The organism is Sphingobacterium thalpophilum (genome assembly GCF_901482695.1).
GTDB classification, from domain to species: domain Bacteria; phylum Bacteroidota; class Bacteroidia; order Sphingobacteriales; family Sphingobacteriaceae; genus Sphingobacterium; species Sphingobacterium thalpophilum.
This window is the reverse complement of the sequence record NZ_LR590484.1, coordinates 3,911,621-3,927,411: the sequence shown is the minus strand read 5'-3', so window position 1 is coordinate 3,927,411 and position 15,791 is coordinate 3,911,621. Positions and strand designations below refer to the sequence as shown.

Below are 15,791 nucleotides of genomic sequence, written 5' to 3'. Positions count from 1 at the left end.
TTTTATAATTTGGCTTTAAGACCAAGTGAATAATTTGCAGGAGTTTTTAGATTGAAATAGCCTAAGCCAAAGTCAGGGTCAATGCCTGCTTTATTAGCTTTCCATAATAACCCAAGATTACTTGCGTTGAAAAACACCTGTAATCCTTTGATACCTTTTGTCTTGTTTGCTGGCATTATGAAGTCGTAAGCAAGATTGATATATTGGAGCCTGATATGGTCGCCTTTTTCTACCAAAACGCTTGAGCCGTTATAAAAAGCATCCCGGTTGGTATTTGTGGTATATAGATTTACAGGTACGTTGGTATTTACTTCATCACCCGGTTTTTGCCAGCGTAGTGCATAATCGGAATGTCCCCGCCAGTTATAAAACAGGTTGGTATAGTTAATAGAGTTACGTCTGAACCAATATCCAAATTTGAATGAAACGCCAACTTGTAAGCTGATATTCTTGTACGATACCGCATTGATTAACGAACCGAATTTAGTCGGAATAGAAGAACCAAAGTATTCAAGGTCTTCTACGTTAGTGCCTGTGCCTACAATACTGCTATAATCTTTACTTACTTCTCCATTGAGGTATCCCAGTGCTTCACCTGTATTGGGGTCAAGTCCCGCCCATTTATAAGCATAAATGGCATATACAGGATTTCCCTCAATCCCGGATATGGGCGGTGAGGAAACATTGACATATTCCTGTGCCAATGTCCTTTCTACTTGATAGCTAACAATTTTATCCTTGTATAAACTAAAATTCAGTATGGTACTCCACTTAAATGTACGGTCTACGTTTATACTTTTTAGCTGAATATCCCAACCATCCCCTTTCATACTGGCTACATTCCGTAACATATAGGGGTCAACTCCAGTTGTGTAATCCATTGGAGCCATCCCAAAGAGATTAATACCTTTTTTGTGATAATACTCTATTGAACCTGTTAAACGGTCGTTCCGCAGACGAAAATCTACCGCAAGGTTGAGCATTTTTGAGGTTTCCCATTTTAGTAGTGGATTGTAGTAATTATTAAACTGTGCGTATGCTGCACCTGTAAAAATATTCACATTGTTGGGATACCAAATTGTGTTGACTGCAACCATTGCGGGGTCAATATTGCCACTAAAGCCATACGTTGCCCGGAGATTGAGGTAAGGCAAGAAATCAACTTTATAAAAATTCTCGTTCGATAGTTTCCATGCAAACCCTGCCGACCAAAAGGGGTTCCATTGGTCATTCGTTTTTAGACCAAAAAGATTACTTGCATCCCGGCGGGCGCTTGCCGATACGACATACCTATTATCAAACGTGTAAGCAGCATTAGCGAAGTAAGATATAAACCTCGTGGTCGTTTCCCGCAGGTATTGACCTCTTTGAATTAAAGAGGCGCCCCCGCTAATAATTGTTGGATATGTTTTTGTATAATCCACGTTGCCCGTGGTTAAAGTGTTAGGGTCATAACCGTAGAAACGTGCCTGATTTGATTGCATGTTAGCGGAACGTGCTTCCCCACCAATCAGAGCTGTTATATTGTGCTTGCCGTAAGTGTTGTCAAAGTTTAGCTGACCTCGTACATTATTTGCATTTAATAAGTTATTTGATTTATCTAATATGCTACCATTGGGTACGATGTAAACTACATTTCCGTTCACAATTTGGGAAAAGAGATTGATGTAGTCCCTTGCCATATAACTGTTTTCATCGGCAAGGTTGGTATTTAATCCAATTTGTCTTTCGTACTGGTAATTTACGGTTGCATTCAACCCCTTTATGATTTGGTAATCGAGCGTAGCAGTTGCCAGTATATCGGAAACAGTGCCATTAGATGTTTGGTGTTGCCAATCTGTAAGCGGATAATAATTCCAGTCAAGCAATTTTCCATCACCGAGATTTTGGATATAGCTTTGATTGTAGTCCCTTGCAACGGGTAGCGCATTTCCATTCGCATCAGCCATTTGCATATACGGTGCAAAAGTCCCGCCTCTCATTGTTACATTATTATAACCTAAGCGACCCGATTTATTTCTGTTTTGCGTATAATAAAGCCCGGTTGAAAGTGAAAGCTGTCTTATTGGACGATAAGTGTTTTGGAAACGAAGGTTCATGCGCTGGTAAGTGCTTCCCAAATTATCCTTATTGTGGTCGTAACCCACCGAAGATGTCCAAGAAAACTTATCTGCCCCGCCCTGCGCACTTAAAAAATATTGCTGATTGACCAATGGTTTGTACATATATTGATTGAATTGCTTCCTTGCATCTATGGTTCTCAAAGCGGTTATTTGCTGCTGTGCCTGTTCTTGGGTTAATGCTCCACTACGAGCTTTTTCCAAAAGGTCAACTACCGGACTGATTATCGGGTGGCTTGTTGAATTAATATCGCTATTGTAGTAGCCTCTGTTGAACAATTCTTGCTCCACGTCAATATAATCACTGGACGACATCTGACGGATGTAGTCTAAATCGGGTTTTGCCCCGATAGTAAGATTGGAATTGAACGATAAAGTAATCGGTTGATTGAAACGTCCGTTCTTGGTGGTGATAACGATAACACCATTTGCCGCCCTTGCTCCCCAAATGCTGGAAGCCGATGCATCTTTGAGGATGGTTATATTTTCTACAATGTTGGGATTGATATTGGTAATATCACCGTCATAAGGAAAATTATCGACAACAATTAGCGGGTCTTTTTGTCCGCTTATTGTACTCAAACCCCGTATCATCATTTGTGGTGTGCCTTGCTTTCCGGCATCCATTACCATGCTATTAGCAATAGCTGGTAGCCTCGAAAGGATGTCTGTACCCACCTGTTGGTTAAACAGTTCATTGCTTACAGTGGCAAATGAACCTGTTGCCCGTTCTTTGGGTATTTTCTGATACCCTGTTGATACTACTTCTACTTCCTCCAACAAGCGAGTTGATGCTTGTAGAATGATGTTTAAAGTATCTTTATATGGCAGATTTACTGTTATTGTTGTTGGTTCAAAACCCACATGATTAACGACCAAAATAGCGGTACTTGCATTTGTCGCAGTTTGGATGGTAAAGTGTCCTTTACCATTGGTGCTTACTGTTCTGTTGGCTCCTTGCAGGGATACGCTGGCTCCCTCAATAGGTAAACTATCGTTGTGAGAAACAACTGTGCCTGTGATGGTTTGTTGTGCAAACATGCTAAAGGAAGCAATAAGCAATGTAATAATGAGTATAAAAGATTTCATTCATTAATTGAGTTAGATTGTAAAAAAATAGAAGCAGCTACTTGTCTTTTAAGACGAACATATTAAGGCTTCTTTTTGCGGGTACGAGGTCAAGGTTATACCTGTTGAGTTCTTTTTTTAAGCTGGTTAAGTCCTTAATACCTGAAACTTCTATATCAACATTATCTGTATAGCCAGTTTCATCTACTATCGGTAGCGTAATGACTTTTTCCTCACTAAGCATGTTAATCATCGAACCAAGTTTTTGATTAGTCAGGATAGATGGCGAAGCTGGAAAAGTGTTTTTAGGCTTTCCTCCTTTGCTTTTAATTTTGTCTATGGTAGAGGTTCTAATCAAAACAAGACAATCCACCATACGCTTTTCGATTGAGCCTATATAATCCGAATAACGGTTAAGGTCTGCCAACATATAATAGTACAAGCTGTCAGCCTTTTCTTCAGGAACTATAAGTTCGTAGTTGTATAGGTTATATCTTTCGCTTTTACCATCTTCGTTTTTTATAACGTCTAACAATGCTGGCTCTTTTACCTCTATTATCATACGCTTTGAACTAAATTGGTCGCCTTTCTTATCGAATAATTCATATAGTATCGGGTTGTAAATTCGCATCATGGTGGTATTGGTCATTTGCCTGCCATAAATTTCACCATCTTCGGTTTTCTTGAAATTATTTCCTGACGGTAGCCCCGGATAATACCCTTTAACAAAAATAGAATAGGATTTTAATTGCAAGTCGTTACTAAAATGTTCGGAAAGAAACAGGGGTCTATTTTTGTCAATATCGACTTTGGCAACCATCTGTGTTTTTTGATTATCCAAAATGGCTTGTATGTTGGCGGTGGTGATGTCCTCCGCTTGGGTGGTGTTCAGCACTTTACCGTTGGGATTAATCCATGCGATATGGGGTACACTTCGGTAAGGAAAGTATTTTGAAAGAACGCTGTCATTAATTACTGAATTGACGTAAGTGTGTTCTTTCCCTACGCCTGTTTTAAAAAACTTGGCTATTTTATCCGTGTCTTCTTTGGTTATTGCCAACACCTTTATTTTGTCGCCAAATTCATTCTGCAAAGCGTGAAGTTTAGGGAAGTTTTTGATACAATTGCCGCACCATGTAGCCCAAAAATCCAGTATTATCAGCTTGCTTTTATAGTCGGCAAGCGTAGCGGTCTGTTTACCCTGTGGATGGTTCACCACCTGCAAAGGAGTGTTCCAAAGTGCTTCGGGGATTTGGTCGCCGATGTTTAAAGCGGTGATGTTTTGGTTGTTTGCAGTCCCGGGTTCTCGGGACTGCGGACGGGCTACCTCGACACCAAACAACATGAAACAAATTATGGATAGAAAATACCTGCCGCCCGTTACCAGTTCCGGGTGATGGCAGGTTGTGAAAATAGAAATCTTGTTACGTATAGTTTTGCTCATCATCAATCGTAGTTAGGTTACACAATAGAATACTGCTCCGTTAGGAGGTTTTACATGTGCTAATCCGGGCGTTTAATAATAGAGCGAAGACTGAATTTGAGGCAGAAGAACAAAACAATGGCTTTTGCTTGTCCATTAGTGGACAAGCAACAATATTGCTTATACTTGTAGGTCAATCTTCCCATGTTTGTTCTTGTCAATACAAAGGAAATTGTTCAGTCAATTTTTTAGAAGAAAACAGCTTCCCGCATTGGACGAATTTGTACGAACTTGGAAGAATTTGTTCCATATTGGAAGTTTTACTATATTTGGAGAAACAATAAGCATTGAATATGAAAATTGGAAGTAACATCGGTCAGATAAGAACTGCTCAAAAGATTGAAAAAAGTTTTATTGCGCAAGAGCTTAATATCAGTGTGGAAGAATATGAAGCAATTGAAAGTGATGAGCGAGACATAACGCTTTCTATGCTTGACGCAATTGCACGCTTATTATCCCTCGATGTTGCCGATTTGATTACGCTCAATAAACCCGTTACAGGAATTAGGAATTTCTTTTTTAATCATAATGGAAATTCCGGTATCAATATTCATGTACAGGGAATTGACCAAGAAAAAATCCGGATGGCGTACAAAGAACTTTACCAAGAGGAATTGAACAGAATACCAAGATTGGAAAAACTTTTAAGGGATAATAATATCGAATTTAATTTTTGACAACCGGTTATGTGATATTGCAAGCACATCTTTAACGAACATTTTTTATGTAGTTATGAGAGTTGGAGATAACATAAGGGAAATACGGGAAGTTGAAAAAAACTTTAAGAGAAGCCATGTTGCTGAAAGGCTGGAAATTTCTACCCGTGCTTATGCGAACATAGAAAATAATGTTACGGATATTTCTGTGGATAGATTAGAGCAAATTGCAGAAATTTTTGGATGTAGCCCTGAGTATATCCTCCATTACAAAAGTTCAAAAAAGGAGTTCTTCAATTATTTTCATAATAACAATGGAAACAAAGGTGTAAATATCATGTATCAGGGCGGAGAACCAAATCTCGCTAATCAAGAATATCTAAGAACTAAAGAAGAACTTAGAAATAAGGAGAAGTTATACAAATTGCAGCAAGAGTTATTGGAAAGTGAACGTAAAAGAATTTCATTATTAGAGGCTTTGCTCAAAAATAATAGTATTGATTTTTAAACACATAATCAGCATATGAAAATCGGAGATAATATTCGTGAAATACGAGAAAAGGAAAAAAAGCTATCTAAAGAAAATGTAGCAAAAGCGTTAGGCATCACTCCCAAAGCGTATAGCAATATAGAGAACAATATTGCAGACGTTAGCGTTTCAAGACTATACGAATTGGCTGATATTTTTGGTGTTGCTCCGGAGTACATTCTCAATTATCAGGAGAAATCCTCCTTTACTAATCATTTCAACAATTACGAGGGTAATCAGGGCGTAAATATTATGTATCAGGGATGCTCAAATGACCAAATTAAGAATATAGAGGAACAAATTAGAAAGAGCAAACAGGAAGCCAGTCGTCTGCAGGCAAAGACAAGGAATAACTAAATTTCAATAGTCAGATTAAATGACAAACAAAGAGTTAAGCGTATCACAAGTTGCACAATTTGGTCCTCCGTTAAGTTAAGTTTACCCGTTATATCAAATTCATATTTACAACATGTGATTTACATCTTTTAATGTCGCACCTAATTTTGATTGAGCAACTGAACGAACTGATCAAAATTACCATTCATCTTCGGCGTCATCCAATTCATGAGCGTTTTAGCCTGATCTTCGTAAAAATGTTCCTTGGGATCATTTTCCAATGCCAAATACTCCTTAACGCTGATATGCAATATCTCAGCAACTTCTTCTGGTTCTATACCTAATGCTAAGCGTAATTTCAATAAAAAGGGTGCTGCCATAAAGTAAAGTTAAAATTTAAGTTATCTTAATACAAAATGTTCATCAAAATTATTACCACGTTGTGATCGCCTTAATGCCCAATGTTATAATCGCAATTGTGCGGTAATGCTCTTATAATAAACTTTCAGCGCATCACGCTCATCTTTGCCAACATAACTATTATGAGCAACTAAACATCGTATCTTGTACAGTTCATCCACCATGACATTCAACCAGTGTTCATTCTGTTTCGGGAAATACTTTCCGAAAATTGTCCAATTCCCAACAATTATTTTTCCCAACTCTATAAAATCGCAGTAAAAGAGATCACTGTTTCCACGTATGGGCAAATATTTACTTTCCTGCTCACTTTTCTTCAATTTGTCTACAGTATCCTGCACCTTTCTCGGTATGGTTACCGCTTCCGTCTTCATTATTTCCTCGATAAATATTCGCAGCGAATTTTCAATACAATACAGATAAAGGTAAACTTCCGACATTTCCCGTCCTTTTTGTTGTATATCTTGGGGCAAAAGGTTCAGATGACCAAAGTTTATATTTTGCTGTATTTCCTCTATACTGTCCAACAGGGAATTCTCATCAGAGATCAGCGGGTAGAAGAGTTGATTGATATATTTTCTCCTTTCGGCATAGCCTCCTTTGGCCTGCATCTCTCTCCTAAATTCCTGGAGAGTAACACATATTTTAAATTCTTTTGGCTCGTTGGCCTTAAACTTAGCAGATTGTTTCAGTTCGTTTTTTAGCCTTTTATATTCTGCTTCATTTTCACTGGTTATCGTAACATCTGTGGAGGCTCCTGTAAGCAGTATTTTTAAACGTTCAATGTTTTCTGTATAATTCATTTAGATTAATATTTTTGTAGGTTATTCTTCAGTCGTATGTATTTCCTCTTCTTCCTCTTCGAGCATAAATTCAAGGAACAGTAGTTCAGCCTTTGCAGCTTCATTTTCAAATTGCAGATCCCAACGTTCTTCCATAAATTCCAGCAGTTTGTTGCCTCTATCAAGGATAGCATCAGCATTCCAAACAGCATAGCCTGAAACTTCAATTTCAGAATGTGAACCATCAGCATAACCTTGTCTTATTTTCTCTTTCTTCTCGTTATACTTAGCGCTTTTCTTGTCATCAAAGCAATCATTTTGCAAACTAGAATTAATACTCTGTGAGAGTGGCAAGAGATTTCCTAATGTTCCTTGAAAAAAGGGTAGCTGTGATTTTTTATAGCCCTTAAAATTGGATTTCCAACCCGTATGTGTTGGCGTTTGAGGATAAATGTGCTCAATGGAAACTTTGTCTTTTTCGCTCCTTACAAAAAGCTTCCAATCTATTTTTTGACTTCCTCTTCGTCTTACCTTTTCCATTTCATATTCATACAAGAAGTAGCGAAGTCCATTCCAATAATAAAAGCCACCGCCGCTTTTAAATTTCTTGTCGATGAATTTTTGGAAGTAAGTATAGTCGAAATAAGTTTCACTGGAATTTTCTGGCGTATAAAAACAGTAATTCATTCTATCATTCAAACGCTGGATAATTTGCTCAATTGTCAATTCGCTATTTCGCAATTGTCTGGCCGCCCGATAAAACTCACTGTTTCTATACGTAGAGAAAGCCCGGCTAAGCCGGAATGTGATAAATATAAAGCGCTCGATTGCTTTAAATAATTGAACTCGCTTATCCGAATTAACATCCTTGTTCAAGAAAGCCACCGTTACAAGCGGGCGGAAATAGATAATGCCTATTCTGTTCAATCGGTCTATCCACAAGCTTTCCTGTGCAGTCAAGTCTGGATTGTTGACCGGATTATGGGTGTTGTACCAGTGAACGGCAGCAGCTTTTAAACTGTTTACATAGTCTTCAATTTCTTTAGGAGAGAGTTGCGAACGCAATACTGTTGTTTCTTCTTCTCCATTTGTCTCAACTTCTTCCTGATCGTTATCTTCATCTTCCCTGACTTCTTCAAAATCCTGTAAAGAACTAACCTTCACTTCTGTTTTTGCATAAATACTTTGCGGTGTAAATTTCTGCTCCAACAAAAACCTGATATAATCATCGCCTTTTTCTCTTGTGTATTGAAAATACATTATCCAATGGGCAACTAAAAAATCATCATCGTTGAGTGGATTTTGTTTATTCCGTCCCAGTTGATAATAGACTTCCTTCCAGGCATCATTAATTTTCTCACGCAAAGAAATCCGCTCATCATTTTTAAGTTCCTTCTCATCGTATAAGGTCGTTAAATAGATTAGGCGATTTTTAAGAAGCTCTAAATTTGATAGTTTTTTCCCGCGGTTATTCATGGTCTCAAATGCAACGAATACATCAAAGTCATCACTTATTTCATAGACGTTGAACATCAGGTTCTGCGTGACTTTCTTGAATAAGATCTCGATTTCACTTAACCCGTATTTGTCAAGGAAATTTTGCAGATTTTCTTTGAAAAAGCGTTTCGCATTTTCAAGGTTGAGCGTATAGAAGGTTTCTTGGATTGTTCCACTATTGGGTTCCAGAAAAATCCTGTGCCTTAGAAATTTGAAGCTTGGGTTATCAACCTCATAACCAAACTTGTAGGTTGTAATGATCAACTGCGGCGGTCTTTCTATGACCAAATACTCTTCCTTAATCGCCTTCAGGCTAAAAGAGCCCAGATAAATATCTTCATCTTTCTTATCCTTATTTTCCGGAACAAGTCTCAATTGTTCCGAAATAGCCTGAATAAATATGACAAACGTAGTTAGTCTTTGTTGTCCATCAACAATATGAAAAGGCTTGAAGGCTCTGTCTTCAATGAGCCACCGTTCATCATTCCAGTTAGACCAGGTATTCTTGTCCACTTTTTTTAATGAGAGTAGTCCTGTGTAGTGAAACCTATCGGCTGGGAGATTGACCAAATCCTCCCAAAAATCTTTGAGTTGGCGTGTAGTCCAGGCGTACCCACGCTGGTAATCGGGAATTTTAAATAATCTGTCTTTAAAAATGCTCTTCAGAGGTTCTAATTCATTCATTATCTAATATCTGTCGCTTAAAAATGTTTGGTTTGATAACTAACAAAAATACAAATTAAATCCCTCACTACTAAGTTTATTGCGTCAAATCCTGCCTCTAAACGCCAAACACTACCACCTCTTAGATGCCGGGGTCTTCCTGCTTTAATTTTAGACTTCAAGTAGCATTCTAAAATCAAATAATTGTATGGATACACAGCAAAAAGACCTTTCTTATTTCAGGATACGACTGAAGGAATTACTAAACAGTAGCTTTCCCGAAAAGGCAAACGATGAAAAGTTTATAACGCAACGATCATCGTGGGCTGCCAACGCGTATGACGGAGCTTTCCGTTCGGGAAACGCTATAGCGCAATGCGATGAAATTGCCAATTATATCCTTTTTGAAGGCTTATACTTCTCCAAATTCGATACGGTTTTTCAGATCGTATGCAATGAATTTGATACCATCATGGCCGATGAAGAGCTGCGGCCCTTCGCCCTGAAAATGCTTCCTGTTTGCGAGGCTGTTTTTGCAAGATATGAGCTAACCGATGATTTCGCTTATGGCCCGGAGTACGAGCTGCTCTATACCGAAATAACAGGGACCATCGCAATATGGATAGAGGAAAATGGGCTTCAGTAAAAAGCTACATCTCCAACAGAATATCTATGCCCTGCGAATTGCTTTTAAACTGGAAAAGGAGAAACGGCAAGCCTCCGTAGGGGAAAGACTGCCAATGATGCAATACAGCGGATTTGGCGGTCTTAAATTCGTACTGAACCCTATAGCCAGCGCATTAGACATTAATAATTGGAGAAAGACCGAACACGAGCTTTTCCCTGTTACGCAGGAACTTCTCCAGCTGCTCAAAGAAAATTCCGAAGACGACAAGCAATACCGCAGGTATGTGGATAGTATGAAAAGTTCTGTGCTCACGGCTTTTTATACACCTCCTGAGGTAATAGATGCAATTTCTGCCGCTTTTAGAGACAGCGGCCTGCACATCCGCAAATTCCTCGAACCTTCGGCGGGTATCGGTTCATTTATACAATCTTTTTCAGCGAATACAAAAGCAGATGTTACTGCTTACGAAAAGGATCTGCTCACCGGCAAGATTTTAAAGCAGCTATATCCCGAAAGCAATATTCGTATAGGAGGCTTTGAGGAAATTTCCGAAAGGGAACAAAACAACTATGATGTTATAGCCAGCAATATTCCTTTTGGCGACACCTCGGTATTCGACCTTACCTATTCCAGAAGCAAGGACAGTGCGAAGGTACAGGCAGCCCGAAGCATACACAATTACTTTTTTCTGAAAGGCGCTGATATGCTCCGTGAGGGCGGTTTGTTAGCTTACATCACTTCACAGGGTATTCTGAACAGCCCGAAGAACGAACCGATACGCAGGGCTTTGATGCAACAAAACAACCTGGTTTCAGTTGTTCGATTACCTAATAATCTGTTTACTGATTATGCCGGGACAGAGGTTGGCAGTGACCTGATTGTCCTGCAAAAGAATACGGCTAAACAAGGCCTTAACGAAAGGGAAGAACTATTTTGCCAAAGTAAGCAGACCGAATACAATACGCCTGGCAATGCACTGTTTTCAGACAATACACGGATTGTACATACAGACCGCAAACTGGATACAGACCCTTATGGACAGCCAGCGCTCATCTATTTCCATAGAGATGGCACCAGCGGAATTGCCAAGGACCTCAAACAGATGCTTAATGAAGATTTTGGAAAGCACCTTAACTTGAATTTGTACCTAGGCGAACGGAACGAAGAGCCGGTGATACAAATTCCTATTGAACCAAAGGTTACACCGCCGGTTATTGAACCCGTAATCATCCAAAAGGGAATACCATCTCTGTCTGCACAGGTAGCTCATCGTGAAAGTCCACCGGAACTTAAACAACTGAGCATTTTCGACCTTTTTGACACTACGGACGAACCGGTAGCAGTTCTTGCTCCGCCCAAACGGACCACATCAATCAAAAGGCAAAGCACCAACAAAAGAAGAGGTGCAATAGGTCGCCAGCCTGACCTTTTCAGTAGTGCAATGCAGCAACCATACACAACTTCCATTACCAATAAAGCAGTTAATGGAACGCCATCTAACGATGGCAAAAAGCAGGAAACTATCGGAGATTTGTTTTCAGGTGTAAACGGAAGCAGCCAGCCTGTTAAAGCAGCTATTCCCGAAGTTGCCCCGTATAGTGGCGAACTGCAATCGTTCCACCGTAATGATTGCCTTGCCATGGATAAAGGTTGGGTCGGTCACTTGCAAGAAGTGGATACCGCAGAAGGAAACGCCATATTTCATCCCTTGCAACTACCCAGCTTGCAAAGAGCAAGAGCTGAAGCATATATCGAAGTCCGTGATGTGTACCAGCACCTTTACACTAACGAGGCACAGTATCAGGTCGAACAAAAGGAAGAAAGGGAAAACCTGAACCGCCTTTATGATGCTTTTGTCAAAAGGTATGGCAACCTTAACAATGCAGATAATATTAAGCTCATTAAAACAGATAGTTCGGGTAAGGAAATGCCTTACCTGGAACGTGTAATCGGTGGCGTTGTACACAAAGCGGATATCTTTAGCCGACCTGTAAGCTTTTCGACAGTAACCATAGCAATTGACAATCCTGAAGAAGCCTTAGCAGCCACGCTCAATAAATATGGAAGTGTGGATTTGGCGTATATGTCCGAAATCAGCGGTATGAACGCTGACGCCCTGAAAGAAGCCTTACATGGCCGCATTTATTACAATCCTTTGCAAAAGGGATACGAAATAGCCGAACGCTGGACTGCGGGGAACGTTGTAGAGAAAGCTGAAGAGGTACGCAGCTATATCGAAAATAATCCGGAGGATACCGAAGCCAAAACAAGCCTCAACGTTCTGGAAGAGGCCCGACCAAGGCGGATCGAATTTGAAGAACTGGATTTTAACCTTGGCGAACGCTGGATACCCACAGGTATTTATGCCCGTTTTGCTTCCCACCTGTTCGATGCAGATGTTAACGTTTATTACTCGGAAAGCTCCGACGATTTTTCCGTAAAGTGTCACCAGGGCAATATGCACATTTGGGAAAAATATGCCGTTAAGTCCGAAAGCCGGACGTTTGACGGGATAGCCCTGCTCAAACATGCTTTGGTCAATACCACGCCAGACATTACCAAGAAAATGAGGGTTGGCGATCAGGAAGTAAAAGTGAGAGATATGGAAGCCATACAAATGGCTAACACGAAGATAGACGAAATACGCACCGCCTTTACCGATTGGCTACATGCGCAAAACGACCAATTTAAAAACAGGCTGACCGATCAATACAACGACACGTTCAACTGCTTCGTTCGGCCGAACTACGATGGCAACCATCAGGACTTTCCAGGCTTAGATCGTAAGGCTTTGGGTATTGAAGACCTGTATTCAAGCCAAAAGGATACGGTTTGGATGATAAAGCTGAACAACGGTGCTATCTGCGACCACGAAGTAGGTGCAGGCAAGACATTGGTGATGTGCACTGCCGCACAGGAAATGAAACGTTTGGGACTTGCCCACAAGCCAATGATTATTGGACTGAAAAGCAACGTTCACGAAATTGCCGAAGCCTATCGTACCGCTTATCCACACGCCAAGATCCTGTTTCCGGGCAAAGAAGATTTTACGCCCCAAAAGCGCCTGAGGATTTTTGGGGACATTAAAAACAATGATTGGGACTGTGTGATATTGACACACGACCAATTCGGGATGATACCGCAATCGCCCGAAATACAAAAGGAAATCCTTGAAATAGAGCTGGACAGCGTAGAGCGCAATTTAGATGCCTTGCAATCCCAAGGAAAGGAAGTGACCAGGGGAATGCTAGCAGGCGTAATCAAACGGAAAGAAAACCTGGAGGTGAAACTTAAAACCCTTGAACACGATATTGAAAACCGAAAAGATGACGTCGTAGATTTTAAAATGATGGGTATAGACCACTTGTTTGTGGATGAGAGCCACCAATTTAAAAACCTGATGTTCAATACCCGTCACACACGGGTAGCAGGATTGGGCAACATAGACGGCAGTCTAAAAGCCATGAACCTGCTCTTCGCCATCCGTACCATTCAGGACCGTACCAATGCGGACATGGGCGCAACCTTTCTTTCGGGTACTACCATTAGCAACTCCCTGACCGAACTATACTTGCTGTTCAAATACCTGCGGCCAAGGGCAATGGAAAAACAGGGTATCCATTCTTTTGATGCATGGGCGGCTATCTATGCTCGGAAAACTACCGATTATGAGTTTTCGGTGGCTAATAACATTGTGGCGAAAGAGCGTTTTCGCTATTTTATCAAAGTGCCGGAATTAGCCCAATTCTACTCAGAAATCACGGACTACCGCACAGCAAAAGATATTGGCATCGATCGCCCGGTTAAGAACGAAGTGCTGTATAACATACCGCCTACACCAGATCAGGAAGTCTTTATCAAAAAACTGATGGACTTTGCTAAAACAGGTAATGCGGAACTTCTTGGGAGAGCACCTCTATCACAAAGCGAAGAAAAAGCAAAGATGCTTATAGCTACGGATTATGCCCGCAAGATGTCGCTCGATATGCGGATGGTAAGCGGTAGGTATGACGACCATCCCGATAATAAGGCATCGCACTGTGCGGCAAACATCGCTAAATATTATAACCAGTATAATACCCAAAAAGGAACACAGTTCGTTTTCTCTGATCTCGGTACTTACAAGCCTGGCGAATGGAACGTGTATTCGGAAATCAAACGCAAGCTGGTAGAGGATCATGGCATACCTGCACATGAAGTCCGGTTTATACAGGAAGCTAAAAGTGATAAGCAGCGCAAAGAACTGATTAAAGGAATGAATGAGGGAAAGATCCGTGTGTTGTTCGGTTCTACAAGTATGTTGGGTACGGGCGTTAATGCCCAGAAAAGAGCCGTTGCCATACATCATCTCGATACACCGTGGCGACCGAGCGATCTTGCACAACGTGATGGGCGAGCCATCCGTAAAGGCAATGAAATAGCTAAATTCTTTGCCGATAACCAGGTAGATGTGATTATCTACGCTGTCGAAAAGTCTTTGGATAGCTACAAATTCAACCTGCTGTACAACAAGCAGCTTTTTATCGATCAGTTAAAGACCAACAATCTCGGCAAGCGAACTATTGATGAAGGCAGTATGGACGAAAAATCAGGAATGAACTTTTCTGAATATGTGGCTATCCTGTCGGGAAATACAGACCTGCTGGATAAAGCCAAACTGGAAAAACAGATTGCCGGACTGGAAAGTGAAAAACAGGCATTTAACCGTTCCAAATTCAGTGCGAAATATAAACTGCAGGACTATACGGAAATGCTGGAAAGTACGCAATCCCGACTGCATCGAATGAGCCTTGATTGGGATAATTTACAAGGGCGCTTACAAAAACGTGAGGATGGCACTGTTGCAAACCCTGTTTTACTGGAAGGACTACCGCCGAATGCCGATATGAAGCAAATCGGCACCAAGCTTAATCAACTTGCAGACAATGCCCGCACCGGAGGGCAGTATGAAGAAATCGGTACGTTGTACGGATTTACACTATTGGTCAAAACTGAAATGTCTGAAAAGGAGGGCGTGGACATTCGGGTAAACCGATTTTTGGTACAGGGCGAGGGCAATATCAAATATACTTACAACAACGGCATAATGGCCAAAGAACCGGAAACTGCATCCATGAATTTTTTAAGGGCACTGGAAAAACTACCAGGCTATGTAAAGCAGGAACAGGAGAAAATTGCCGAAATAAAAAAGGATTTGCCTATTCTTCAGGAAGTAGTAGATGGTACATGGTCCAAGGAAAACAGATTAGGCGAACTTAAAACGGAACTGGCTGCTGTGGAAAGAAAAATCCAGCTATCTATCATGCCTGAGCCTAAGGAAGAACCCGTGGAAGCGCAAGAGGAAAAGCAAAAGGAAGCTTCATCTGTTTCAGAGGATATTTTAAGAACAAAAGGTGTCCATTTGCCAAAAGGTGTACTATAAGATAGATTGTTAAATTCTTTCCTAATAATCTTTAAAAAAAATAACCGTTAACATAAAATGTCACAGTAATTTTTTATTAAATAATTTAAATGCTTATGTTTGATAATGAGAGCGTTAATGAACGGGGATTAAATCAGGTTTGATTTTTCCCCGTTATTTTCACTCGGATATGTAAATGTCTCCAGCA

The 15,791-nt window shown here is 40.4% G+C and carries 10 protein-coding genes; 5 read left to right on the top strand and 5 right to left on the bottom strand.

Annotated elements, in window-relative coordinates:
- Positions 1 to 2: 2 nt before the first annotated feature.
- Positions 3 to 3,209: a SusC/RagA family TonB-linked outer membrane protein gene (locus tag FGL37_RS16210; RefSeq protein WP_037532488.1), complete on the bottom strand. Its 3,207-nt coding sequence runs from the start codon at positions 3,207 to 3,209 to the stop codon at positions 3 to 5.
- A gap of 37 nt (positions 3,210 to 3,246) precedes the next feature.
- Positions 3,247 to 4,635, bottom strand: a complete 1,389-nt coding sequence (locus FGL37_RS16205) for a TlpA family protein disulfide reductase (RefSeq protein WP_081817804.1) — start codon at positions 4,633 to 4,635, stop codon at positions 3,247 to 3,249.
- A gap of 329 nt (positions 4,636 to 4,964) precedes the next feature.
- Between FGL37_RS16205 and FGL37_RS16200 the strand changes: the two genes are divergently transcribed.
- The 3 genes from FGL37_RS16200 to FGL37_RS16190 are packed head-to-tail and all read left to right on the top strand — an operon-like array spanning position 4,965 to position 6,213.
- Positions 4,965 to 5,348, top strand: a complete 384-nt coding sequence (locus FGL37_RS16200; RefSeq protein ID WP_028068986.1) for a helix-turn-helix domain-containing protein — start codon at positions 4,965 to 4,967, stop codon at positions 5,346 to 5,348.
- Between the two features lie 55 nt (positions 5,349 to 5,403).
- Positions 5,404 to 5,835 carry a helix-turn-helix domain-containing protein gene (locus FGL37_RS16195; protein WP_037532491.1) on the top strand — a complete coding sequence of 144 codons (432 nt, stop codon included), beginning with the start codon at positions 5,404 to 5,406 and terminating at the stop codon, positions 5,833 to 5,835.
- A gap of 15 nt (positions 5,836 to 5,850) precedes the next feature.
- Positions 5,851 to 6,213, top strand: a complete 363-nt coding sequence (locus FGL37_RS16190; RefSeq protein ID WP_051606599.1) for a helix-turn-helix domain-containing protein — start codon at positions 5,851 to 5,853, stop codon at positions 6,211 to 6,213.
- A 140-nt stretch (positions 6,214 to 6,353) separates the two neighbouring features.
- On the opposite strand, the gene FGL37_RS16185 is transcribed toward FGL37_RS16190, so the two are convergent.
- The 3 genes from FGL37_RS16185 to FGL37_RS16175 form a co-directional block, all read right to left on the bottom strand.
- Complete coding sequence (locus tag FGL37_RS16185; RefSeq protein ID WP_028068987.1) at positions 6,354 to 6,572, bottom strand: helix-turn-helix domain-containing protein; 219 nt, start codon at positions 6,570 to 6,572, stop codon at positions 6,354 to 6,356.
- Between the two features lie 84 nt (positions 6,573 to 6,656).
- Positions 6,657 to 7,415: a Swt1 family HEPN domain-containing protein gene (locus tag FGL37_RS16180; protein ID WP_037532493.1), complete on the bottom strand. Its 759-nt coding sequence runs from the start codon at positions 7,413 to 7,415 to the stop codon at positions 6,657 to 6,659.
- A gap of 21 nt (positions 7,416 to 7,436) precedes the next feature.
- A complete protein-coding gene (locus FGL37_RS16175; RefSeq protein ID WP_028068988.1) occupies positions 7,437 to 9,575 on the bottom strand; it encodes a DUF262 domain-containing protein in 2,139 nt (712 codons plus the stop codon).
- Positions 9,576 to 9,762: 187 nt separating this feature from the next.
- Between FGL37_RS16175 and FGL37_RS16170 the strand changes: the two genes are divergently transcribed.
- Both FGL37_RS16170 and FGL37_RS16165 read left to right on the top strand, forming a co-directional pair.
- Positions 9,763 to 10,200: a DUF1896 domain-containing protein gene (locus FGL37_RS16170; RefSeq protein WP_028068989.1), complete on the top strand. Its 438-nt coding sequence runs from the start codon at positions 9,763 to 9,765 to the stop codon at positions 10,198 to 10,200.
- A complete protein-coding gene (locus tag FGL37_RS16165) occupies positions 10,187 to 15,604 on the top strand; it encodes a helicase-like domain-containing protein (RefSeq protein WP_028068990.1) in 5,418 nt (1,805 codons plus the stop codon). Before FGL37_RS16170 ends, FGL37_RS16165 begins: the two co-directional genes overlap by 14 nt.
- The last annotated feature ends 187 nt before the right edge of the window (positions 15,605 to 15,791 follow it).